The 22,077-nt window shown below is 62.0% G+C and carries 27 protein-coding genes and 1 tRNA gene; 13 read left to right on the forward strand and 15 right to left on the reverse strand.

The window, feature by feature from the left end; all coding sequences use genetic code 11:
• Positions 1-198: 198 nt before the first annotated feature.
• Positions 199-1,098 carry an RNA polymerase sigma factor RpoH gene (rpoH, locus tag IVB22_RS34330; protein ID WP_247521594.1) on the reverse strand — a complete coding sequence of 300 codons (900 nt, stop codon included), beginning with the start codon at positions 1,096-1,098 and terminating at the stop codon, positions 199-201.
• A 215-nt stretch (positions 1,099-1,313) separates the two neighbouring features.
• Entirely contained in the window at positions 1,314-2,330 is a 1,017-nt protein-coding gene (locus IVB22_RS34335) for an RluA family pseudouridine synthase (RefSeq protein WP_247521595.1), read from the reverse strand.
• A gap of 25 nt (positions 2,331-2,355) precedes the next feature.
• Here IVB22_RS34335 and IVB22_RS34340 point away from each other — a divergent pair, with 25 nt between their 5' ends.
• Together IVB22_RS34340 and IVB22_RS34345 are read left to right on the forward strand one after the other, a co-directional pair.
• On the forward strand, positions 2,356-2,694 hold the full coding sequence (locus IVB22_RS34340; protein WP_247521596.1) for a hypothetical protein: 339 nt from the start codon (positions 2,356-2,358) through the stop codon (positions 2,692-2,694).
• A 156-nt stretch (positions 2,695-2,850) separates the two neighbouring features.
• Positions 2,851-2,925, forward strand: a tRNA-Glu gene (locus tag IVB22_RS34345).
• Positions 2,926-3,027: 102 nt separating this feature from the next.
• On the opposite strand, the gene IVB22_RS34350 is transcribed toward IVB22_RS34345, so the two are convergent.
• The 3 genes from IVB22_RS34350 to IVB22_RS34360 are packed head-to-tail and all read right to left on the reverse strand — an operon-like array spanning position 3,028 to position 5,062.
• Positions 3,028-4,005 carry a lysozyme inhibitor LprI family protein gene (locus IVB22_RS34350; RefSeq protein ID WP_247521597.1) on the reverse strand — a complete coding sequence of 326 codons (978 nt, stop codon included), beginning with the start codon at positions 4,003-4,005 and terminating at the stop codon, positions 3,028-3,030.
• Positions 3,977-4,639, reverse strand: coding sequence for a hypothetical protein (locus IVB22_RS34355; RefSeq protein WP_247521598.1), 663 nt, complete (start codon positions 4,637-4,639; stop codon positions 3,977-3,979). Before IVB22_RS34355 ends, IVB22_RS34350 begins: the two co-directional genes overlap by 29 nt.
• A gap of 3 nt (positions 4,640-4,642) precedes the next feature.
• The gene (locus IVB22_RS34360) at positions 4,643-5,062 is read right to left on the reverse strand and encodes a hypothetical protein (RefSeq protein WP_247521599.1); all 420 of its coding nucleotides are present in this window, start codon (positions 5,060-5,062) and stop codon (positions 4,643-4,645) included.
• Between the two features lie 232 nt (positions 5,063-5,294).
• Between IVB22_RS34360 and IVB22_RS34365 the strand changes: the two genes are divergently transcribed.
• Positions 5,295-5,795 (forward strand): hypothetical protein, encoded by a 501-nt coding sequence (locus tag IVB22_RS34365; RefSeq protein ID WP_247521600.1) that lies wholly within the window; start codon positions 5,295-5,297, stop codon positions 5,793-5,795.
• A 400-nt stretch (positions 5,796-6,195) separates the two neighbouring features.
• Positions 6,196-6,360, forward strand: a complete 165-nt coding sequence (locus IVB22_RS34370; protein WP_247521601.1) for a hypothetical protein — start codon at positions 6,196-6,198, stop codon at positions 6,358-6,360.
• 66 nt (positions 6,361-6,426) lie between these two features.
• On the opposite strand, the gene IVB22_RS34375 is transcribed toward IVB22_RS34370, so the two are convergent.
• Positions 6,427-7,605, reverse strand: coding sequence for a hypothetical protein (locus IVB22_RS34375; protein WP_247521602.1), 1,179 nt, complete (start codon positions 7,603-7,605; stop codon positions 6,427-6,429).
• Between the two features lie 107 nt (positions 7,606-7,712).
• Here IVB22_RS34375 and IVB22_RS42160 point away from each other — a divergent pair, with 107 nt between their 5' ends.
• On the forward strand, positions 7,713-7,817 hold the full coding sequence (locus IVB22_RS42160; protein ID WP_374207787.1) for a hypothetical protein: 105 nt from the start codon (positions 7,713-7,715) through the stop codon (positions 7,815-7,817).
• On the opposite strand, the gene IVB22_RS34380 is transcribed toward IVB22_RS42160, so the two are convergent.
• From IVB22_RS34380 to IVB22_RS34400, 5 genes are all read right to left on the reverse strand, one after another.
• Positions 7,814-8,062 carry a hypothetical protein gene (locus tag IVB22_RS34380; RefSeq protein ID WP_247521603.1) on the reverse strand — a complete coding sequence of 83 codons (249 nt, stop codon included), beginning with the start codon at positions 8,060-8,062 and terminating at the stop codon, positions 7,814-7,816. The genes IVB22_RS42160 and IVB22_RS34380 overlap by 4 nt on opposite strands.
• A gap of 75 nt (positions 8,063-8,137) precedes the next feature.
• Complete coding sequence (locus IVB22_RS34385; protein WP_247521604.1) at positions 8,138-8,392, reverse strand: hypothetical protein; 255 nt, start codon at positions 8,390-8,392, stop codon at positions 8,138-8,140.
• The gene (locus tag IVB22_RS34390) at positions 8,389-8,547 is read right to left on the reverse strand and encodes a hypothetical protein (RefSeq protein ID WP_247521605.1); all 159 of its coding nucleotides are present in this window, start codon (positions 8,545-8,547) and stop codon (positions 8,389-8,391) included. Before IVB22_RS34390 ends, IVB22_RS34385 begins: the two co-directional genes overlap by 4 nt.
• A gap of 45 nt (positions 8,548-8,592) precedes the next feature.
• Positions 8,593-8,859: an HGGxSTG domain-containing protein gene (locus IVB22_RS34395; RefSeq protein WP_247521606.1), complete on the reverse strand. Its 267-nt coding sequence runs from the start codon at positions 8,857-8,859 to the stop codon at positions 8,593-8,595.
• Positions 8,856-9,518, reverse strand: coding sequence for a hypothetical protein (locus tag IVB22_RS34400; protein WP_247521607.1), 663 nt, complete (start codon positions 9,516-9,518; stop codon positions 8,856-8,858). The genes IVB22_RS34395 and IVB22_RS34400 overlap by 4 nt, the downstream gene beginning before the upstream one ends.
• Positions 9,519-9,921: 403 nt before the next feature.
• Between IVB22_RS34400 and IVB22_RS34405 the strand changes: the two genes are divergently transcribed.
• Positions 9,922-11,412: an amidohydrolase family protein gene (locus IVB22_RS34405; protein ID WP_247521659.1), complete on the forward strand. Its 1,491-nt coding sequence runs from the start codon at positions 9,922-9,924 to the stop codon at positions 11,410-11,412.
• 2 nt (positions 11,413-11,414) lie between these two features.
• Entirely contained in the window at positions 11,415-12,344 is a 930-nt protein-coding gene (locus tag IVB22_RS34410) for a GTP-binding protein (protein WP_247521608.1), read from the forward strand.
• Between the two features lie 83 nt (positions 12,345-12,427).
• Here the strand turns inward: IVB22_RS34410 and IVB22_RS34415 are convergent, their stop codons facing one another.
• From IVB22_RS34415 to IVB22_RS34430, 4 genes are all read right to left on the reverse strand, one after another.
• The gene (locus IVB22_RS34415; protein WP_247521609.1) at positions 12,428-13,402 is read right to left on the reverse strand and encodes a TRAP transporter substrate-binding protein; all 975 of its coding nucleotides are present in this window, start codon (positions 13,400-13,402) and stop codon (positions 12,428-12,430) included.
• Between the two features lie 14 nt (positions 13,403-13,416).
• The gene (locus tag IVB22_RS34420; protein WP_247521610.1) at positions 13,417-14,724 is read right to left on the reverse strand and encodes a TRAP transporter large permease; all 1,308 of its coding nucleotides are present in this window, start codon (positions 14,722-14,724) and stop codon (positions 13,417-13,419) included.
• 1 nt (position 14,725) lies between these two features.
• Positions 14,726-15,271, reverse strand: a complete 546-nt coding sequence (locus IVB22_RS34425) for a TRAP transporter small permease (protein ID WP_247521611.1) — start codon at positions 15,269-15,271, stop codon at positions 14,726-14,728.
• Between the two features lie 231 nt (positions 15,272-15,502).
• On the reverse strand, positions 15,503-16,282 hold the full coding sequence (locus tag IVB22_RS34430; RefSeq protein ID WP_247521612.1) for a DNA-binding transcriptional regulator: 780 nt from the start codon (positions 16,280-16,282) through the stop codon (positions 15,503-15,505).
• Positions 16,283-16,413: 131 nt separating this feature from the next.
• On the opposite strand from IVB22_RS34430, the gene IVB22_RS34435 reads away from it, so the two are divergent.
• The 6 genes from IVB22_RS34435 to IVB22_RS34460 are packed head-to-tail and all read left to right on the forward strand — an operon-like array spanning position 16,414 to position 22,071.
• On the forward strand, positions 16,414-17,232 hold the full coding sequence (locus IVB22_RS34435) for an HpcH/HpaI aldolase/citrate lyase family protein (RefSeq protein WP_247521613.1): 819 nt from the start codon (positions 16,414-16,416) through the stop codon (positions 17,230-17,232).
• Entirely contained in the window at positions 17,216-18,148 is a 933-nt protein-coding gene (locus tag IVB22_RS34440; RefSeq protein ID WP_247521614.1) for a hypothetical protein, read from the forward strand. Before IVB22_RS34435 ends, IVB22_RS34440 begins: the two co-directional genes overlap by 17 nt.
• Before the next feature lie 29 nt (positions 18,149-18,177).
• The gene (locus IVB22_RS34445; protein ID WP_247521615.1) at positions 18,178-19,149 is read left to right on the forward strand and encodes a DUF6282 family protein; all 972 of its coding nucleotides are present in this window, start codon (positions 18,178-18,180) and stop codon (positions 19,147-19,149) included.
• A 57-nt stretch (positions 19,150-19,206) separates the two neighbouring features.
• Positions 19,207-20,286, forward strand: coding sequence for an alpha/beta fold hydrolase (locus tag IVB22_RS34450; RefSeq protein WP_247521616.1), 1,080 nt, complete (start codon positions 19,207-19,209; stop codon positions 20,284-20,286).
• A 43-nt stretch (positions 20,287-20,329) separates the two neighbouring features.
• Positions 20,330-21,298 carry a tripartite tricarboxylate transporter substrate binding protein gene (locus IVB22_RS34455; RefSeq protein ID WP_247521617.1) on the forward strand — a complete coding sequence of 323 codons (969 nt, stop codon included), beginning with the start codon at positions 20,330-20,332 and terminating at the stop codon, positions 21,296-21,298.
• An 11-nt stretch (positions 21,299-21,309) separates the two neighbouring features.
• Entirely contained in the window at positions 21,310-22,071 is a 762-nt protein-coding gene (locus IVB22_RS34460) for an SDR family NAD(P)-dependent oxidoreductase (protein WP_247521618.1), read from the forward strand.
• Positions 22,072-22,077: the final 6 nt, after the last annotated feature.

The following is a 22,077-nucleotide window of genomic DNA, read 5'->3' on the forward strand; positions in this document are numbered from 1 at the left end:
CGCACCAAACCCGGCCCCATCACCATCAGGCATGGCCTCCAATACTTCTTGGGCGTCGCCTCCGCGTGGGAAACCCTCAAAGATGTGTGAATCAGCTAGTGCTTTCGCAGGGACGACGCGCTTGTGAAAGCAGCACCCCAAAAAACAAAAAGCCGGCGTTGCCGCCGGCTTTCGTCAACTGTTACCTCGATGGCGCGATCAGTGCGCGGCTTCGAGCGCTTCGGCTTCCTGCCGGGCAATCGTGCCCTTCACGGCCGACTGCACCTTCTCGAAAGCGCGGACCTCGATCTGCCGCACGCGTTCACGCGACACGCCGAATTCGGCGGCGAGGTCTTCCAGCGTCATCGGCTCTTCCGCCAGGCGCCGCGCCTCGAAGATGCGGCGTTCGCGCGGGTTGAGCACACCGATGGCGCCGTTCAGCGCCTGACGGCGATGATCGAACTCCTCGTGCTCGGCCATCACGGCTTCCTGGTTGGGCGAGTTGTCGACCAACCAGTCCTGCCATTCGCCGGCTTCACCGTCGTCGCGGATCGGCGCGTTGAGCGACGCGTCGCCACCGAGGCGGCGGTTCATGTCGACAACGTCCTGATTCGTCACGCCGAGGCGCTTGGCAATGATCGCTACCTGGTCGGGGCGGAGATCGCCCTCGTCCAGCGCGGAGATCTTGCTCTTCGCCTTGCGCAGGTTGAAGAACAGCTTCTTCTGGTTCGCGGTGGTTCCCATTTTCACGAGCGACCAGGAACGCAGGATGTACTCTTGTATCGACGCCTTGATCCACCACATGGCGTAGGTAGCGAGACGAAAACCCTTCTCGGGCTCGAACCGCTTGACCGCCTGCATCAGGCCGACATTGCCTTCCGAGACGACCTCGGAGATCGGCAAGCCGTAGCCGCGATAGCCCATGGCGATCTTGGCCACGAGCCGGAGATGGCTGGTGACAAGGTGATGTGCCGCGTCGCGATCGTCATGTTCGCGCCAACGCTTGGCGAACATGTATTCCTGCTGGGGCTCCAGCATCGGAAATTTGCGGATCTCGGCGAGGTATCTAGAAAGGCCGGATTCTCCATTGAGAACCGGCAAGGTAGCTGTACGGGCCATTTGAGCGCCCTCCAGTGGTTCAGGCCCCCGATAGCGGCGGGCCCGGCAGGTGATCGCTGTGTTAAAGCCGACCAGGCTGCGATGTTCCGCGCTGGATATTCAGCGCAGGTGCAACATAGCCGAAAACGAACAAATAGGGAAGGAATGCTGACGTCACGTCCCCGTGTGGCAGCCATAACCATTTGGTATGGCTTATCTTTTCTGAAGGGGCTGCGTCATACGGCCGCTTCCAGCGCGATTTGCAGGAGGCGTAAATCCTCCGGCAGAGCCGCCTCCCAATGCAAAAATTCCCCGGTTCGGGGGTGTTCCAGGGCGAGCAGATAGGCGTGCAGGGCCTGCCGGCCGAGGGCGGTGAGTGTATCCTTACCTTGGGCACCGAGCTGGCCGGCCTTGGTCTTGAAGTGCGGGCCATAGACGGCATCGCCCATCAGGGGGTGGCCGATATGGGCGAGGTGCACCCGGATCTGATGGGTTCGCCCGGTCTCGAGCTGGCAGGCGAGAAGCGAGGCGACCGGCTTGCCGTCGCGCCCCTGATACGCCGCCTGTAATTCCCAATGGGTGATCGCCTCGCGTCCGCCCGGGCGCACCGCCATTTTTTCGCGGGCGAAAGGATGCCGGTCGATCGGCGCGTCGACCGTGCCGCGCTGGCGATTGGGCACGCCCCAGATGAAGGCCATGTAGCCCCGCTGCATCGGACCGGTGCGGCCGTGATCGGCGAATTGCGCGGTCAGCGATTGATGCGCCTGGTCGTTCTTGGCGACCACCATCAGCCCGGTCGTATCCTTGTCGAGCCGGTGCACGATGCCCGGCCGGCGGACGCCGCCGATGCCGGAAAGGCTTGCGCCGCAATGGGCAATCAGCGCGTTGACCAGCGTGCCGCTCTCGTGGCCCGCGGCCGGATGCACGACGAGACCGCGCGGCTTGTCGATGACGATAATGTCGTCGTCCTCATAGATAATGTCGAGCGCGATATCTTCGCCCTGCGGCTCCGGCGCGACGGCTTCGGGGACGTCGATTGTGATCGTATCTCCGGCAGCGACATGATAAGCGGGGTCGCGGATGGGGGCGCCTTTGGCGGTGACGGAACCGGCCAGAATCAGCGCTTTCAGCCGCGAGCGCGACAGTTCCGGGCGGAGTACCGCGAGCACGCGGTCGAGGCGGGGCGATCCCTCGTCGCCGCCGACGGTGACCTCCAGCCTTTGACCGTTGTTTGAAGAAGAGCCTTGTTCCAACTATGAGCCTTATCAAGAGCCTTGCATGACCGATACCGTTGCGCCCGAACCGACCCCCGAGCAGGCCGCGCTGTTTGCGCGGGTGCGGCGGATGATGCTGATCGCGGGCCTGACCTCGGCACTTGCGGTGGCCGTGGTCCTGACCGCCGTCGGGTATCGTCTTTACAAGGGCGAGGGAAGCCCCGCGGCAGCCGCGACGGACATTATCGCGACGCTGCCCAAGGGCGCCCGCATCGTCTCGACGGCGGTGGCCGGCGAGCGGCTGGTGCTGACGCTGGATATCGGCGGGGTAACCGAAATCCGCACCTTCGACGCCAAGACGCTGAAACCGGCGGGAAAGCTCAAATTCGTCAGCGAGCCCTGATTCACCCTCACCGTCATGGCCGGGCTTGACCCGGCCATCCACGTCTTTCTTCAGTTGGCAGCCAAAGACGTGGATGCCCAGGACAAGCCCGGGCATGATGAATAGAAGCTTCCGCCTTGCAGCAAGCCGATTTCGCGGCTATTCCCTCTCCCGTACGCTCCCTTCGTCTAGCGGTTAGGACGCGGCCCTCTCAAGGCTGAAACAGGGGTTCGATTCCCCTAGGGAGCGCCACCTCGTCTGCAAGACCTTATTTTCCTTGATATTTTTGCGGCTTTTGTCCCACTGACTTTTCCAGTGGGACAGCGAATGTTCGATCTTTGATCGCACGATCCGTCAAATTCGCATCGGTGCCGCGCCATCAAGTTCGCGGATGTAGGCTTCAAGGCTACGTAACCGTTCAAGATTGAATGAGGTTCGGTAACTCAGAATAACCGCTGTCCGGCCGGTCCCACCGCGCCAACTGCCGCTTTGAAAGATACTTTCCTTATCGCGCCAAAGGCGCCAAACTCGCTGCGTCTGACGAAATTCTCGCAATTCATCGGGATCGCCAGCGATACGTCGCTCAATTGCCTTTGCTATTCTCTCAACCTCAACTTCGCTATTATCGAGCTTGCGCCTTAGATTCCAATTGATGTCGATCGTGGTACGCTCGGCCAATTGAGGAGCAGACCTCCTCAATGCGGCATCCATCTGCTTAATGTACTGAATGGCGCAATGGATGAACGCCAATAACTCGCGTTTACTGAATTGCGTTTCAAGTTCATTTTCGAACGCCAAATGCCTAGGCGATCCATGGATTAATTCGTGCCTTCTCTTGAACATTTCATTGAGTTGTTTTGCGAGCACAGTTTTCGTTCGCTGACCGCGACGGAAGGCGAGAGTTGTCAAGTCATACAGAGGCGTGGCCATTCGAGCGAGTGCACTCGGCTTTCGATTGTTCATTAAATCAGTCAAGGTGACATCAATTTCGTCGAACGAGGAAAAATTGCGACTCATCGCAACGATGGCACCCACTGACAAATAAGTTGAACGCGCCTGTAAAATTAAAGCGTAGTTAATCTTCAAGTCACGAAGTATGCGCGCCTCGGGATTGATCTGTTCCGGCGCAAAATCGATCAATTGTTGAAGTACGCTCCTTGCGAACCATTCCAGGCACGTTGTTGCATTCACAATCGCTAAAGGCCACAAAGCGTGGTCAGTGTTGTCTTGGACAACGAGAAGCAGTTGACGAAGACGCGCGGTGGAATGGCGAGCTCCATCATAAAGATCGGTATAAGAAGATTCAAACATTCCGTCGCTGACGCTCTTCATTCAGATTCTCACTTGAGCTTTGCCATTGCAGCGTCGGCATTCCTCTTACGTCTCGCGGATTTTGTATACCGCTCAACTTCTTCAAGCGTCTGATGCCGGTAACGGCTATCTGATGCGGAGTAGCGCCCGCGTCGGCCAACGCCGTCGAAGTCGCTTTGCACACGCCGTGTGCTGAACAGTGCGGCAGATCAGCCTGTCGGCACCAATCTTTGAACTTGTTTCCAAACCCATTGGCCGTGAACGGCTTGCCATATTCCGTCATTAGGAACGTCATGTTGCCGACTGCCGTTGCATCAATGCTCACCCTCAAGTCGGGATGCAAGGGTATGTCAATGTCGATCGGGTTGCGATGTTCATTCTTCGCTTGCCGAAATTGGACACGTCCACCTCGGATGTGTTGTCGACCGAACCGAGGCGCGTCCTCGCACCGGCCAGTGGTGTAACGCAGAAGATCAAATGCAAGCCGCGCCTGAGTCCCAATCGGGTGGCGCTCGTTGAATTGCTCGATCTCTTCCGCCGTCCAGGTGTGATGACCAGCCGAGACATACTTTAGCTTCTTTACACCGATCGCCCGGTTGACGGTCGTTTCTTCTGCCTCGTTGGCCCAAGAAAACATTGCACGCAACGCCTTCACGCGTTAATTTGCTGCGGCTGGCGTTTCGATTTTAGCATCGCGAATTCGGCGGACGTGCCGAGGCAACATCATAGCGATGCGCTTCGCGCCATGGTCTTGCGCGATTTCATCCAACGCGCGACGTTGCCAATTTCGCGTGCTAGCGTCGAGGGATTTGTAAGTCACGCTTGCATAGTAGCGTATGCAAAGATACCGAAACGAGCCGCGCTTCGCTTCGCTGGCTTGGCGCGCCGGCGAGTCGCCCGCCGAGGCGACCGCGGCCTGATACTCTTCCATGAATTCGCTTGTGCCGGGGAATGCACGGATGCGTATCTTGCGCTTTCCGGGTGCGCGAACGTAGCATCGCACATTACCGTGCCGGTCTACATCCTCAGACAAATATTTGAGACGCACATGCATGTCGTCGGCCGACCTCAATCCCATTCGTTTTCCCCGCTATCGTCGAATGCGTCAAAGGCGCAGTCAAGCTGCTTACGGTCCCAAATCACACGCGCCCTAATCCTTTTGGGCGGGGACATTTCGCCGGCAAACCCGCCGGTGAGGGGCGGGTCGATTGGAAGGGCAGTTAGTTGCATGACGCGCTTAAGCTAGCGCGCCGGTTGATTTACCGCGCGAATCCGAGGAGGTTCGGTCGGGCGACAGAGGGGGCCGCGCGATGTTGGAATCAAGCGACATTCAATTTGCCTGTAATGATGCGCGTGTGCGCAACGCTGCGATCGTCGATCTCATTCATCAGGGCGACCGGCACGCCTTGGCGTTACTTCAATTCTACATCGCGGTTGCCAGTGCCGCCATTTCAGCGGCGGCCGCTATATTTCTTACAGCTGCGCCGATCCCAAAAGTTTTTGCATGGGTGCCTGTAGGCATCGCCGTTCCGCTCATAGGAGGTGCCTATTGCTGCTTTGCCAGTATGTGGACCGCAGACATCCACCTACCGGGCCGGTCGGCCGACTTTTGGCAATGGGCGATGAGGCCCGATATCGACACCAAGAAAGTCTACGAGGCCTATCTTGACCGTCTCCTCGAAGGCCAAGCTACCAACACCGCTCTCAACAAGCGGATGGCAAAATGGCTGGACTATGCCAAGCGGTGCGGCGTCCTCGCACTGTTCTGCGGATTGCTCTCGCTACTTGTCGCGGTAGTCGCTCGCCTCTAGCCCGTCGGCAGTCGCGGTGTTTCGTTCTTTCGGTGATCTTGATCAGTGGGCGGCGGCGGGGGCGGCGGTGTAGGCTCGCGCTTGTCGTCGCCCGATATGGTCCCGTCAGTGATCATGACTGTCATCCCGTCCACGATTCGGCGGGTAATCTATCACAAGTTAGTGCCGAGCCCCACTTTTGGGGGGCGGTGCGGTGAGACATTCGTGTTGGAAAAGCTAATGATCACGTGGAACGATATTCAGTCCCACCATAGGCTAACCCTTTGATTTTCAACGCTCCGTAAAGTCCCCTAGGGAGCGCCAATTCGAATTACGGTTCAGTGCACGAAACTCTCACTGGAGTTGAGTGTCACCGTAATCCGGCATTCGCGCCAAACTGCTCAGCGACGGCGGCACGACCATGTGGGCCGAGCTGATGGGCGAGCTGCGCGAGATCCATCTCGGCTTGAAACCGAAGCGTCGAACCGGCCCAAGCGTAGGCGAACGGCCGCAGGCGGCCTATGAGAAGGTGGTGGCGAAGAGCGCCAAGGCTGACGTCAGCGAGGCGCAGCCCGCGATTGCCTGACGAACGTTGCGGGACAAGCAGCCTCACGCATACGCAAAAACGGCAACTGTCCTCTTCATAGGAAAGCTATTGAGCCGCCGTCACTCGCAACGATTTCCTCAGAGCCCGTTGGGGGCTCGATTCCGGATCCGCGATCGGGCGGCGGTAGGTCGCGACGCGGCGCAGCCAGCCGACCTCGAAGACACGGTTGGATGGAAGGTTGCGAACCCTCTGCTGCAGGACGAACTGCGCCGCATCGGCGAATTCGGCGCGCACGGCCTTCGGATCGCTGGTATCGCCGTTCATCTTGAGCAGCACCTGCTTGAGACCCCAACCCTGCCGCCGCCCGGTCTCCCTGTTCATGGCGGCTTCGTTCGGGTTGGTGCCTTCGCCCTTGAAGTTGATGTAGTCGATCAGCGGATAAAAATTCTCGGAGGCGCGAATGACGCGCGTGAACTGGATGACGATATGTTCGCGCTCCGTGCCGTCGGGCGTCGTCTTGAGGATCTTCTCCATCGCACCTTGCGCCCGCGCCACCATGAATTGCGTCTGCTCCGGCACGGTGTCGAGCAGAAACTGCCTCAACTCTTTCATCTGCGGTGAGTTGGAGTTCCTCCTGAACTCGGCCCGGCTTGTCCACGGGTTGGCCGGAATTTGCGTCTGGTCCAGCCAGGCGGGCAAATGCACATTCTTCCTGCGCATGAATTCGAGCAGGGCCGGAAAGCTCTCTTCGTATGGCAGCCATTTGCCGACAGGAAACCAGATGAAATGACCAATCCCTAAGGAAGCGAATTCCTCGTTCGCACTCCATGCCGTGATCGCATCAGGTTTTCCGCCTGTTTCATTCAGCCAGATCTTCTGGCCGATCTTCTTCGCCAGATCGCCCGGCAAGACGAGCTGTGGTACAGGTAAATCCTTGGCCTCGTGGCTCGATTTCCGTGCTTCCGGCATTTGAACGGCAGCTTCCGGCGCTGGCTTCTGCACCTCAGGCTGTCGCAGCACTGTTTCGGGTTCTGGCTTCTGCGTGCGGGATGCTTGCGCGACGCCGGGCCCATCCTGCTCTTTCTCGTTGTCAGTGACGCCTATCGCGGCCGGCGCGGCTGTTTCCGCCAATGCCGTTTGCGTCGCCATGCCAGCGACGATGACAGACGAGAGCAGCAATGAGCCGCAAGCAAGCACCTTCGCGCTGTACTGTCCGGGTTTCGCTTGCCGTGCCGTTCTCCTGCCGCTGCCCGCACGCCAGCGGCCAATGAAATCACCGCCCATGTCCATGTTTCCGAAGGCTAGCCTGACGGGAAGGGTCGTGCGAGCGAACAACACGATGCGTATGGCGAAATCGTGGGGTCATAGTGGCGGCCCGGTGCCGGCGCCACATGGGCGACAATCCTGCGCTCAAGGCGATTGATGACGTGGCCAAGGCGCGCGGCATGGCAGAGGTCGCGAAGGCGTCCGGTCTCGGCCGGAGCGCTCCTGCTTAGCGACGCCGAGCTACAGCCACACCCAGCAAGAACGCGACCAGCAGCGAGCCGAGCGGCGCTTCCCGCGCGATGTTGCTCAGGATGCTGAGCGGCATGCCGGGTTTCTTCCCTTTCTCGATCGCGTCGCCGACGCGACTGGCGGCGCCCCGGACCGCATCGGAAACCTCTTCAATCGTGGACTTGGATTCCGGACTGGGATCCAGGCCTTCATACACAAGCGGCGGGGAGGGCATGTCGTCGGCCATGGGCAAGCTTCCTGATCAATCAGTGATAATCGAGTAGGTCGCACTTCGTTCCGGTTTGCGAAGGCAATCGCGGCGCTATCTCGGGGTACGCGAAACCGAAATGGGCTTGTCGGGAGGGCGGGTTTTCGGGTGCACGCGCGCAACGGCGGGCGTACGAGGCAAATCTGCGAACTCGGAAGAGTGGTAGTCCCGCCCTTCGGGCGTCGTGATGTAAATGTCGTAGCAGCCGGCGCGCGACATCTCCCGGGCCTTCTTCAGGGCGCCTTCGGCCGTCTTCCTGCGGTGGACCAGATCGCCGTGTTGGCACATCGCTTTGATCGAGAAGCTCATTTTTTCTTCTTCTTGTTCTTCTTGATGATCTCGGCCTGGATTTTGAAAGCCTGCGCCAGTGTTCTCATCTGGCCGGCAACGTATGTGTCAGCCGTATTCACCGCCACCCGCTCTGCGGTGGCTGCCTGCTGCCGGATTGCCTTGGCCATCTTCATGACGGTCAACTTCCCTGCCTTTCCGTAGTTCCCGGTGCAGCCCGATCACTTCATCTCCTCCAGCAACTTCCGCGATTCCCGCAACAACGCCTGTACCCCCCTTCGCTCCGCAATCGCATCCCTGGTGAACAGGCCGTGCGTGCGCGCGTTCTGGTTTGCCCTTGGCGCGCCAGATCCCTGTGCGCCGCCATGCATGCGGCAGCGCTTCCTGCCGTGCACCGCCGGCGAGCGGCACGAACCGCCGGAACGGGTTTTGGCGCCACAACGTGGGCTCGCCAGCATCGGGCCGGTATTTCTGACGTGATCGCTCATGCCTGTGCTTCCCGCTTGGCATCAGCGGGAGCGCGCCGTCGCCTGGAGCCCGCGGCCTTCGGCGCCTTCCGCGCCGCGGATGCCGGGTTCTTGTCCGAAACGATCACGCGCGCATGCTGCGTGACGTTGCCGACAATGGCCTTGCCGCCATCCCCGACCGACACGTTCTGCACGGTGATGGCGGGCTCGCCATGGCTGCGGTAGCGGTTGAGCGCCTCGATCTGGGCCGGAAACGTGCGGGCGAGCCGGCCCAATGCGCGCGCGGCACTGTCGTGCTGGGCGAGGTCGTCCGCATTCGCGAGGTGATGGGCACATCGCATCGCCATCACATGAACCGAAACCATCTGCGCCACCAGCATGGCTTCGATTGAATCCCGGGGCTTGATGCTCTTCACCATCGAGATCATGAAGGAGAGGTTGACCTCGTCGGGACTCTCGCCGCTCACGCTGGCCTTTACCAATTGCCTGAGAATGCCATGCATCGCTTCGCGGTCGGCGACCCCCAGTGTATCAGCCATGAGCTGTTCGCCGATTTCAGGGTCGGGATGGTCGATGGAGAATCCGTGCGACAGCAGCTTGATCCGCGGGGCTGCGGCAGCGTTGGTCTGGCCGGTTGCGGCGATCGCCGTTGGCATCGTGAGGTCCGGAGCGGTGTTCATGTCGAGATTCCCTGGTGCGCGCGGCACGCGCGCGGTTCGGCCACGCGCAGGCGATCGCTCGCCGCCGCGGTCCGGTGCAATTTCAATTGTGAGCGAGGATTTTGAGCCGCAATCGTATGGACGCGCCCGCTATTGCGGGGCGACGGGCGTTCACGAGATTACGGGATGATGAAGGAATGCCGCTGATTTGCCCGACGTGTCAAACTGTTTTTCGAAGCATTCATGCGACAGCCGCCTGCTACTTTGCATGGGGTTGTTTTGATGAATCAGCATCGGCGGAGGTGGTCGTCGGTCCAAAAATCTGTCTCTATTGGAGCCGAGACCGCCCGTGCGTGGGCGCTCCAGGTGCCTGCGGCGCTGCTGCCGGCCTTGCCTAAAGTTTTTGCGTGTGGGGAATGACGGTATGAGTGGCTTGATAATCACTGGCGGCCGGGTGGTGGATCCGGCAAGCGGGATGGACGCCATTGGCGATGTGGCTGTTGTGGATGGTCAGATCTCCGCGGTCGGCACCGGGCTCGGCAGCGCCGAGCGGGTGATCGACGCGACCGGGCTGGTGGTGGCTCCCGGCTTCATTGATCTGCACGCGCACGGCCAGTCGATCCCGGCTGACCGCATGCAGGCGTTCGACGGGGTGACGACGACGCTCGACCTCGAGGCGGGCGTATTGCCCGTCGCATCCTGGTATCGGCGCCAGGCCGCCAAGGGACGCGTGCTGAACTACGGCGCCGCCGCCAACTGGGCCTTCGCGCGCATCGGCGCGATGACCGGCTCAAACGCCGAAAGCTCGCTGGAGGCGTTCGGCAATGCCATGCGCGATCGCCGCTGGATCGACAACGTGGCCAGCGACACGGAGGTGGCCGGCATCCTCGACCGCCTCGCAATCGGACTGAACGAGGGCGGCATTGGCATCGGCATCCTCAATGCCTATGCCCCGGGCGCCGGCGTCCAGGAGCTGACCGCGGTGTGCCAACTGGCGGCGGCGCATGATGTGGCGACCTTCACCCACGTCGCCTACATGTCCCGTATCGATCCGGAAAGCGCCGCCGAGGCCTATATCCGCCTGATCGGCTATGCCGGCGCCACCGGCGCGCACATGCACATCTGCCACTTCAACTCTTCCAGCAAGACCGACGTCGAGCGCTGCGCCGTGCTGATAGCCAAGGCGCAGGCGCAGGGCCTGCCGATCACGGTGGAGGCCTATCCGTACGGCACCGGTTCGACGGTGCTGGCGGCAGCCTTCTTCAGCGATCCGGAGTTCGAGGCGCGCAATGGACTCGGCTACGATTCGGTGCAGCGGGTGACCGACGGGCGGCGCTTCCGCGACCGCGGGGAATTGCTGGCGGCGCAGGCGGAGGAGCCCTCCACGCTGGTGCTGTGGCATATCCTGGATACGGAGAACAATCCGCACCATCGTGACCTCCTGGACATCTCGGTGCTGTATCCCGGTGGCGCGATCGCGTCCGACGCGATGCCCTGGACCCTGTCGGACGGCAGCGCTTACACCGGCGACGCCTGGCCGCTGCCGGATGACGCCACCTCGCATCCGCGTTCGGCGGGTTGCTTCACCCGCTTCATCCGCGAGTGGGTGCGTGAGCGCAAGAAGCTGTCGCTCCTGGAAGGCATCCGCAAATGCGCCCTGATCCCGGCGGAGATCCTTTCCCACAGCACGCCCGCCATGCGCGCCAAGGGAAGGCTGCAGGTGGCTGCGGATGCCGATATTGTCGTGTTCGATTTCGACGCGCTGACCGACCGGGCGACTTTCTCGGCGATGAACCATCCGTCAGAGGGCGTGCGGCATCTGGTGGTCAGCGGCGAGCCGTTGATATCAGATGGCGTGCTGGATGTGGCGGCGAGGCCCGGCCGGCCGGTGCGCCGGCCCGTTACCGAGAGCTGATCTTGCCAGTCCCGATCCTCCTGGTGACCGGCTTCCTCGGGGCGGGCAAGACCACGGTCGTGAACCACCTGCTGGCGCATGCGGAGGGGCGGCGGATCGCCGCCGTGGTCAACGATTTCGGCGCTGTTAACATCGACGCGGAGCTGATCGCGGGCGCCAGCGATGGGGTGGTCAGCCTGAGCAACGGCTGCATCTGCTGCTCGCTGGAAGGCGATCTCTTGCGCACGCTCGCCGCCCTGCTGCGGCGTGATCCGCGGCCGGAGTTCATCGTGATCGAAACCAGCGGGGTCGCCGATCCCTCGGATATCGTGCGCAACCTGATGGATCCCCTGATCTGGCGGGAGGCGCCGCTGGAAACGGTGCTGTGCGTCGTGGACGCGACGACACCGGCGGAGACATTGAACGACGCGTTGCTGCGGTCTCAGCTGCGGGCGGCCGACGTGGTGGCGCTGAGCAAGGTGGATCTGGTGGATGCGGCGGGTCGCGCAAAGCTGCGCGATGTCGTCCGGGCGCAGCGTCCGGCGGCGGTGGTTGTCGATGCGCTGCATGGCGAAGTCCCCGCAGCGCTGCTGTTCCCCGCGGACGTGGACCGCGTGCCCGCGCCGCGCGAGCCGGGGCCGCGACGGCCGTCGGCCGACCGGTTCGAGACGCTGAGCTGGACATCGGAACGGCCGGTGTCGCTCCCCCGGTTGCAGCAGGCGATCGGTCGGCTGGCGCCGAAGCTCGCTCGGGCGAAGGGGTTGTTCGAGACTGTGGAGCAGCCGGGGCGGTTGACGGTGTTTCAGCTTGCCGGCGGGCGCGCGACGTTGGCGCCGGGCGGGGCGCTGCCTGCCGGGGTGCTGCGGACACGGATCGTATTCATTGCCGAGATCGGCGTTCTCTCGGCCGCCGAGATCGATGGGATCATGGAAGAGTGCATCGAAGCTGGGTGAGGTGAGGGGGGCCGATTGCCCTTCTCAAACTGTCGCGTCCGGCAATCGAATGCCGGACGCTACTGAGCGCGATGACGATCGTCCTACTTCTTATAGGTGGCGATCACGGCTTCACCATCGGGGCCGGCCTTCTTAAGCCAATCGGCCGTCAACTGCTCCCCGATCTTCTCAAGACCCGTCTTCAGCGCCGCAGGCGGCGGCAGCACCTTCATTTTGTTGGCCTGAAGTTGTTCGAGGTACCACTTCGCCTTTTCTTCCGCGAGCTTCCAGCCGCGTTCTTCGGCGACCGCCGCCGCCTTGAGGATCGCTTCCTGGGTCGGCTTGTCGAGCGCGTCGAAAGCCGCCTTGTTGACGAAGGTGACGTTCTTCGGAATCCAGGCTTGGGTATCATAGAAATGCGTCATGGTTTCCCACGACTTGCTATCGTAGCCGGTCGAGCCCGAGGTCATGAACGCGTTCACGACGCCGGTGGCCAGGGCCTGCGGCAGTTCCGCCGCCTGAATGGTGACGGGCTGCGCGCCGACAAGTTCGGCGATGCGGGAGGTGCCGACATTATAGGCGCGCCACTTCAGGCCTTTCATGTCCTCGACGGTGTTGAGATCCTTCTTGGCATAAATGCCCTGCGGACCCCACGGGACCGCAAAGAGAAGCATAAGGCCTTGGGAGGCGAGCTTCTTTTCGATGGCGGGTTTCGACGCCAGCCACAGTTTCTTGGCTGCCGGGTAACTCGTCGACAGGAACGGGACGACGTCGATGCCGAACATCGGATCCTCGTTCTCATGCAGCGAGATCAGAACCTCACCCGCCTGCGCTTGTCCGGTTGCGACCGCGCGCTTGATTTCCGGCGCCTTGAACAGGGACGCCGCGGGGTGAACGGTGATCTGCAGCTTGCCGCCGGTGGCGTCGCCGACATCCTTGGCAAACGCGATCAAATTCACCGAATGCGGATTGTCCGCCGGATAGGCCGCCGGAAGATTCCATTTTGTCTGCGCCATTGCAGGGCCGGCAAGCGCTGCGACACAGGCGACCATCGCGCACGTTTTGATAAGCTTCAACATGACAACACCTCTTTCTAGCCGGGAAACGCGATCCGCGGCAGCAACATCACGATATCAGGAAATACCGTGATGATGGCAACCGCGAGAACTAACAAAAAGAAGAACGGCAGGGCCGCCTTGGCGACCGTGTTGGAGTCCTTGCCGCTCATGGTCTGCAGGACGAACAGATTGAAGCCGACGGGCGGAGAGACTTCCGCCATTTCCACCACCAGCACCAGGAATATGCCGAACCAGATCAGATCGAACCCGGCCTGCTTTACCATCGGAATGACGATGGCGGTGGTCAGCACGATCATGGAAATTCCGTCGAGCGCCGCGCCGAGCACGATGTACATGACGGTCAGCGCCGCGATCAGCGCATAAGGACTGAGCTGGAGGCCGTTCACCCAGCTCGCGAGCGCCAGCGGGATGCCGGTATAGGCCATCGACGTGCCCATGTAGGAAGCGCCCGCCAGGATCAAGAGGATCATGCAATTGACCCGCGTCGCGCCCATGACGCTCGCCCAGAAGGACTGCCAGGTCAGCGCCCCCTGCCACCACGCGATCGCGAGCGATCCCAACACGCCCCAGGCTGCGCATTCCGTCGCCGTCGCCCAGCCCATCAGCAACGACAGAAAGACGAAAACGATCAGCAGCAGGCAAGGAATGAGATTGAGCGACTCTGCAATGCGCCTACGAAAGCTCATCGGCGGCTCGGCCGGTGGCGTGCGATTTGGATTGGCGAGCGACCAGATCGCGATGTAGCCGGAATAGAGCGTCATTACCATCAGGCCCGGCAAAAATCCGGCGAGGAAAACCTGAATGATGGAGACATTCGCCTGCACGGCGTAGACCACCATGGTGATCGACGGCGGGATGAGAATGCCGAGCGTGCCCGCACCGGCCAGAGAGCCGAGGCTCAAGTTTTCGTCGTAGCCGCGCTTCTTCAGTTCCGGCAGGGCGATCTTGGCAACCGTGGCGCAGGTCGCGGCTGACGATCCCGACACCGAACCGAACACACCGCAGGCGAGCACGTTGACGTGCATGAGCCGGCCCGGCAGCCAGTTCAGCCAGGGCGCAAACCCACGGAACATTTCCTCCGATAACCGCGTGCGGAAGAGAATTTCGCCCATCCAGATGAAGAGCGGCAATGCCGCGAGCGACCACGACGCACTGTTGCCCCACACCGTTGTCGCAAGAACGCTGCCCGCCGGTATGGCGCCGCCGGCGAATTGCATGCCGGCCCATCCCGTCGCCATCAAGGCGACGCCGATCCAGACGCCGGCACCGAGCAGCAGCGCAAGAAATCCGAGCAGGATAGCGGCGATGGAGAGAAGCTCCATGTCAGACCCCGCTCTGCATGGCGCGTTCAATGATCTCCTCGGCGCTCTGCGGCTTGGGCAATTCGTAGCGCGGCGTGAAGCCGCGCAGGACATGGACCAGTTCATCCACGAAAGCGATGAAGAGTATCACGAGGCCGCCACTGTAGCCGAGTTGCGGAATCCACAGCGGCACCGCAATCACCCCTTGCGAAATGTCGGAAAACTTCCACGACTGCCAGGTCATGATCACGGCATGCCACGCGAAAAAGCCGATGAAGCCAACGCCGACGAGGAGGGCTGCGATCTCGACATAGTGGCGGACGTTGTCGTTGAGGCGATCGATCAGAAGCCCGACGCGGATCATCTCGCCATGCTTGAACGTATGCGCGAGCCCGAGGAAGGCTGTCGCCGCCATGCACCAGGAGATGAAATCATCGCCCGCCGGAATATTGATGCCGAGCGGCCGGCCGCCCGACAGCAGCAGCATCAGCACAAAAATCGCAATGAGGAAAAGTCCGGCGAGATAGCCGGAGAATAGGTAGAGCCGATCAAGAAACATGCGGATCATACTGTGTCCTTCCCCCTCGCACGCCTATTGCCCGCAAGCAATAGAGGTGCCACTTCCGCTCGTCGTCTTCAGGAAAGAGTCTGTCGATCCTGGCCGCGGGCGAGAGCGGACCACCGAAATCAGTCCCCAGAAGAAAGAGCAGGGTTTCGGAATTGCTCCGGACCGTCAAGAGGCCGTTCACAGCCTGTCGCTATACCAAAGACGGGGCCAAACGATGCCGGGCTGTAGCCTCTATTGCTGCAGCGACGAAACACTTGCGGCGATGTTGTCGGCCAGGGCCTTTACAAGAGGCACATAGCGCTGGACGACGTCCGCGCGGTCGAGCGCCGACGTGAAGTAGGTCATGCCGACGGTGGCCAGCACGCGCCGGTTGACGAGGATGGGGACCGCTATCGTGCCGGACGAGCGCGGCTCGACCATCGGGTCGCGTTCGGCGAAGCCTTGCTTGCGGATCGTCGCCAGCAAAGCCAACGCTCGTTTACGCTCGGTGGCGAGTTTGTCTTCCGCTTCCTGCGACCGTGTCAGCATGTCGAGCAGCATCGAGCGTTCGCTCGTGGGACAGAAGGCCAGATAGGCACGCCCCAGCGCCCGCCCGAGCAGGCTGAGGTGCGTGTTGAGGGTGCCGTGAAATGGCGAGACCGGGCTGTCGGGAATGGTGCTGAAGCGGACCACGACAGAACTCCTGTCGAGGATGGCGATGGCGATTGGCCAGTGATATTGCCGCGTGAAGGCGAGCGCCCACGGGCGCGCGGCCTCCACCACCAGCGGATCGCCGTGAAAGCCGTTGCTCAGCGATTTGACCCGCGAGGCGACCGCGTAGCCGCCCTGCCGCCGGTCGTTCGCCGCATAACCCATTGCGCATAGCGACTTCATCAACCGCACCACCGTCGATTTCGGCAGTCCAGTTGCCCTGTGCAGGCGATCGATCGAGGTGACACGGTGGCGATTGAGTTCCTCCAGCAGCAGGAGGGTGCGGGAGGCGGCTTCGACGGTGTTGGTTTTGAGCGGCATACAATTCCACCTGGTGGAACGCGGCGGAATAGCTATGGCCCACCGGCGTCCGCCCTGCAATGGTTTTCGCCAAGCCACGTCGGTGCCCCCTTCTGAGGGCGGTCCCGAGCAGATGGCGGGGAGGAACAGCCGTGTCTGTAGAAATCGTCAGGCCGCATTTTTCGTCATTCCGCCGCCGCTTTTCCGCGCGGCAGACTGTCGTTGGCTCGTTCATCAAAACGCCGACCACGCACGCGATCGAGATATTCGGTGCGCTCGGCTATGATTTCGTCGTGATCGACGAGGAGCACGCGCCGATCGATCGCGCGATGACCGACGTCATGCTGCTGGCCGCGCGCGCCAGCAACCTCGCCGGCATCGTGCGGGTGTCGTCGGACGATCCGGCCAAGATTCTGTCCTGCCTGGACTGCGGCGCAGCCGGTGTGCTGGTGCCCCACGTCGCAACCGTCGAGAAGGCGCGCGCGATTGCCGCCGCCGCGCGATACCGCGGCGGACGGCGCGGCTATTCCGGTTCGGCCCGCGCCGGCGCCTATGGCGGCACGCCGATGTGGACCCTTGTCGATGAACAGGATGCATCGGTCTGCGCGATCGCGATGATCGAGGATCCCGAAGCGCTGGATCAAATCGACGGTATCGCCGCCGTCGACGGAATCCACGGGCTCTTCATCGGTCGTGGCGATCTCACCGTCGCCCTTGGCGCCAAATCGTCGGCCGATGCGTCCGTGAAGGACGCGGTTATCAGGATCATTGCGGCGGCGAAGAAAGCCGCCAAGCCGGTCTGCGTGATGGTCGCGAGCGCGGCGGAAGCCAAGGATTTCGCGGGCCTCGGCGCCAGCGCCTTCATCATCTCGTCGGATCAGGGCCAGATGCGCCGTGCGGCGGCGCAAACCCTCACCGATTTCAAAACCCTCGTGCAAACCACGGATGGCTCACATGTATCACAGCTCTGATCCTCGCGCAGCGCTCGCGGCCGCTTCAGTTGGCGCAAAACCCGCCGCCACCCATTTCGCGGGCGCCGAGTATGCGAAGTTCTACGAAACACCGCCGGCCGAAAACCAGAACGGGGCGCGCACCTGGTACGCCCGCGGCCAGAACTTCATCATCGCCTACAGCGACGCCGACAAGGGCGCGGTGCTGAGCCGCGCCGACCAGCCCGACGAATATGTCGTGCTGCTTCCCGATCCAGGCGCCGGCGCCGAGATCGTGTGGGGCAACGAGCGCAAGGTCGTTGGCGGTCACTCCATCACTTTCGTGCCGGCGGGCGCAAGCTCTGTCACGCTGCTCGGCGCCGCCAAGGTGGTGCGGATGGTGACGACGCGATCGGAAGATCTCGCAGTTCTGTGCTCCAACGCCGCGTCCTACGCGTCGCCGCATCCCAATTTGCCGCCGTTCGAGCCGTGGCCGGAGGCAAGCGGCGGCGCGAAGATCCGGACCTACAGTCTCGACGTCGCGGCAACGCCGGGCCGGTTCGGGCGCATATTCCGCTGCTCGACCTTCATGGTGAATTTCCTCGAGCCGAAAAATGGCCCGCGCGATCCGAGCAAGATGTCGCCGCATCACCATGACGATTTCGAGCAGTGCTCGCTGGCGCTGGCCGGCACCTTCATTCATCATCTGCGCTGGCCATGGACGACTGACATGGCCCAGTGGCGCAATGACGATCACGAGAGCTGCGGATCGCCTTCCATAGCCGTGATTCCGCCGTCCTCCATTCACACTTCGCAGGCCGTCGATCCCAAGCTCAATGTTCTCGTCGACATCTTCTGCCCGCCGCGCATGGATTTTTCGGCCAAGCCGGGCTGGGTGCTGAACGAAGACGATTATCCGATGCCCGCGCAAAGCCCCGCCGGCAAATCCGCTGCCTGATACGTGTTCAACTGAAAGGGCCCCCGACCATGGCCGACAAGCAAGTGTCCTACCCGACAACCGTGCCGCTGCCGCCTCTGTCGCGCGCGGCTGATGTCGCCGAGCTTCTGGTCGGCGCGATTGATCTGCACTGCCATAGCGGTCCGGCTGCCATGCCGCGTATCCTCGATCATCACGAGGAACTGCTCGATGCGGCGGCCGCGAAATTCCGCGCCGTGCTCTACAAGGATCACTTCTATGCCGGCATGGCGCATGCGATCCTGCTGGAGAAGCTGTTCCCCGAAACCAATGTGAAGCTGTTCTCCGGCATTGTGCTGAACAATGCGTCGGGTGGCATCAACCCCCACGCGGTCGATCATGCCGTCAAGCTTGGCGCCAAGATCGTCTGGATGCCGACGCTGTCAGCGGCGAACCATATCGAAGCGATGGCGAAGGGAAACTCGACCTTTCCAAAGACCTCGCAGAAAATGCTCGATCCGATTCCGCTTTCGGCGCTCGACGCCAACGGCAAACTCACGGACGATACAAAGAAGGTCATCGACCTCATCGCCGAGGCGGACATCATCCTGGCCGGTGGCCACCTGCCTGCCAGCGAACTGCACATCCTGTTCGACGAGGCGGCGCGGCGCGGCGTCAAGAAGATGATGGTCAATCATCCGACCTACATTGTCGGTTGCAACGACACCGATATCCGCCAGCTCGTCGCGGTCGGCGTCAAGATGGAACATTCGATCTGCATGTTCATCGAAGGCAAATCCTTGAAGTACAGCCCGGATGATCTCGCGCACCTGATCGAGGTGGCCGGCGTCGACAACACGATCCTGTCGTCCGACCTCGGGCTGCAGGGGTCGCAGCGTCCGGTCGATGGTTTCCGCAGCATCACCCAGATACTGCTCGACCTGCAGATGCCGCGCGCCGCCATCAGGAAGCTCATCAGCGACAACGCCGCACGGTTTCTGAATCTTCCGGTGAGCCAGTCGGCTGCACAGGACGCCGCATAGGAAACGCGCGCAGAGACCGCGAAAAGCGGCGCGCGCCATTTGGGGAGGAGGCAGATGATGAATCGCGGTAGCAGCCCTTTGAAAGGCTGGAAACAGTTGCAGCCGTTTGCCGCGGCATTGTTGTTTGCCGGACTAAGCAACACGACGTTCGCGGAAGAGGGCCGCAAACCACCGAAGCCTCCGATCGTCCTGGAATCGACGGGCGCATATGAAGTTGGCGGCAAAATCGTCGCCAAGCCAGGTGATCCCAGCCAGACGCTGTCCTGCGACCATGGTTACGTCGAATACTTCATCCCCGCGAAAAGGCGCAGCGTCGGCCTGATCATGTGGCACAGCTCGAGCACGAAGGTGTGGGAAAGCCGCTGGGACGGCGGCGAAGGCTACAAGAGCATTTTCCTGCGCCAGGGATATCCCGTTTACCTGTGGGACGGTCCGCGCGTCGGTCGCGCGAACTGGAGCTGCGAGCCGATCGCCTACACGCCGGATTATTTCGATCAACGCAACTTTGCCGCCTGGCGTTTCGGCCTGACCTATCTCAACTGGCATGCGGGACTGCAGTTTCCGACCGCCGACAAGGAAGCCTGGAACCAGGCGACGCGCGCCCGTTACGACGAGTTCGATACGCTCGAGAATGCATTGCTGCAGGCGGAGGCCGGCGGCCAGGCGATCGACAAGATCGGCCCCGTCATTGCCGTCACCAATTCCGCGGGCGGCTGGCGTGCGTTGTTGTCGGCACTGAAGGCAAAGACCGACAACATGAAAGGCATCGTTGCCTACGAAACCCCGGGCTTCGTTTTCCCGGAGGGCGAGGGGCCCGAGCCCAAGCCGGATGCGCCGTACGGTCCGAACTCCGTGCCGCTGGCCGAGTTCAAGAAGCTGACGAAGTTTCCGATACAGATGGTGTTCGGCGACTACACCGACACGCGTCCGATCTGGGCCGCCTCCGTCAAGGTGGCGCGGATCTTCTGCGATATCGTCAATCGTCACGGCGGAGATTGCGAAGTCCTGCTGCTGTCAGATGCGGGTCTGCGTGGCAACACGCATATCCCCTTTGCCGATCTCAACAACGAAGCCGTTGCTGACGAATTATCCAAATGGCTGGGCCGCAAAGGCCTGGACAAGTTTGCTGCAGAATAAGCGCTGTTGCCAACGCGAGTCTCGCACACAATTCGGAGGAAACATGCGCCTGCTCTCTTTCGGCCTCCTGGGCGTCGCACTTGCCATTGCGTCGTGTCACCATGCTGTCGCGCAGGATTGGCCGAACCGTCCGGTCACCATGGTCGTGCCGTTCCCGGCCGGCGCCGCCGTTGATACCCTTGCGCGCGCCGTCGCGCACGCGCTGAGCGAAGATTTCGGCAAGCAGTTCATCGTCGAAAACCGTGCGGGAGCGGGCGGCAATCTCGGTGGCACGGCGGTCGCCAAGGCGGCTGCCGACGGCCATACGTGGCTGTTCGGGACGCCGGCGCCGATCGCGCTCAACAAGTTCATGTACAAGGGCCTGGCTTACGATTCCGAGCGGGACTTCACGCCGGTCGTGCTCGTCGCCAAGTCTCCAATGATCATCACGGCGACACCAGACTTTCCGGCGAAGACGCTTCCCGAACTGATCGCCTATGCCAAACAGAACCCGGGCAAGGTCAATGTCGGCCATCCCGGCAATGGAACGCTCGGGCACATTACCTCGGCGCTGATCCAGCAGTTTGCCGGCGTGGATATGACGCATGTGCCTTATCGCGGCTCAGCGCCGCTGATCACGGACCTGCTGGGCGGACAAGTCAACGTCGCCATGGATTTCATGCCGACCTATCTGCCGCTGGTGGCCGACCGCAAGATCCGCGCGCTGGCGGTGACGACGAGCCAGCGCGTCGCGCAACTGCCCGATGTGCCGACGGTGCAGGAAGCGGGATTCAAAGGTTTCGAGGCGACCGCGTGGTACGCGATCGTAGCACCTACCGGTACGCCGCAGGACATCGTGAGCAAGGTGAATAATGCGGTGAACGCTTTCCTCAGGAGCGACAAGGGCAAGACCATTCTCGAGCAAAACTCGCTGCAAGGCGTTGGGGGCCCTCCTGATGACCTCAAGGCGTTCATCGACGGCGAACGCGCCAAATGGCGTCCCGTGATCGAGGCTGCAAAGATCACGATGTGAGGCCGCCATAGATGACTGCTATTGAAATTCCTGCGCTGTCGATCCCGAAGGTTGCGCTCGTCACGGGTGGCAGCAGCGGAATCGGCAAGGCAACCGCGGCGCGGCTTGCCGCCATGGGTTCTGCTGTCGTGGTTGGCTACAACAGTCGCCGCGCGCAGGCCGAAGAGGTGGTCGGGGCCTTGCAAGGCCGCGGGCATCTCGCGATGCGCATCGCGATCGACGATCCGTCTTCCATCTCCGAGGCCGCGACGGCCGTGGACGCGCAGTACGGACGGCTCGATGTGCTGGTCAATTGCGGAGGCGCCACGACGCCTGTGCTGGCCAATGATCTCGAGGGACTGACGGACGACATCTTCGACCGGACCGTTTCGCTCAATCTGCGCGGGCCATTCGCGATGGTGCGCGCCTTCCGACCCTTGCTGGAGCGCGGCAGTGGCGCTGCCATCGTGAACATTTCGTCGATCGCGGCGCGCACGGGCTTGGGCAGCAGCCTGGCCTATCTGGCTGCAAAGGCGGGCGTCGACGCGCTCACGATCGCGCTCGCGAAAGTACTCGCGCCGAAGATCCGCGTGTTCTCGGTCTCGCCAGCCGGCGTGGATACGGATTTTGTCGCCGGCCGGACCCGCGAGCAGCTTCAGAAAACCGCCGAAAGACTCCCGCTCGCCCACGTCACCACGCCCGACGATGTCGCGAGGGCGGCCGTGGCCTGCATCGTCAACTTGACCAGTTCGACGGGAATTGTGGTGCCGGTGGATGAGGGCAGGCACCTCTAGAAGCAC

This window comes from Bradyrhizobium sp. 190 (assembly GCF_023073415.1).
Taxonomy (GTDB): Bacteria; Pseudomonadota; Alphaproteobacteria; order Rhizobiales; family Xanthobacteraceae; genus Bradyrhizobium.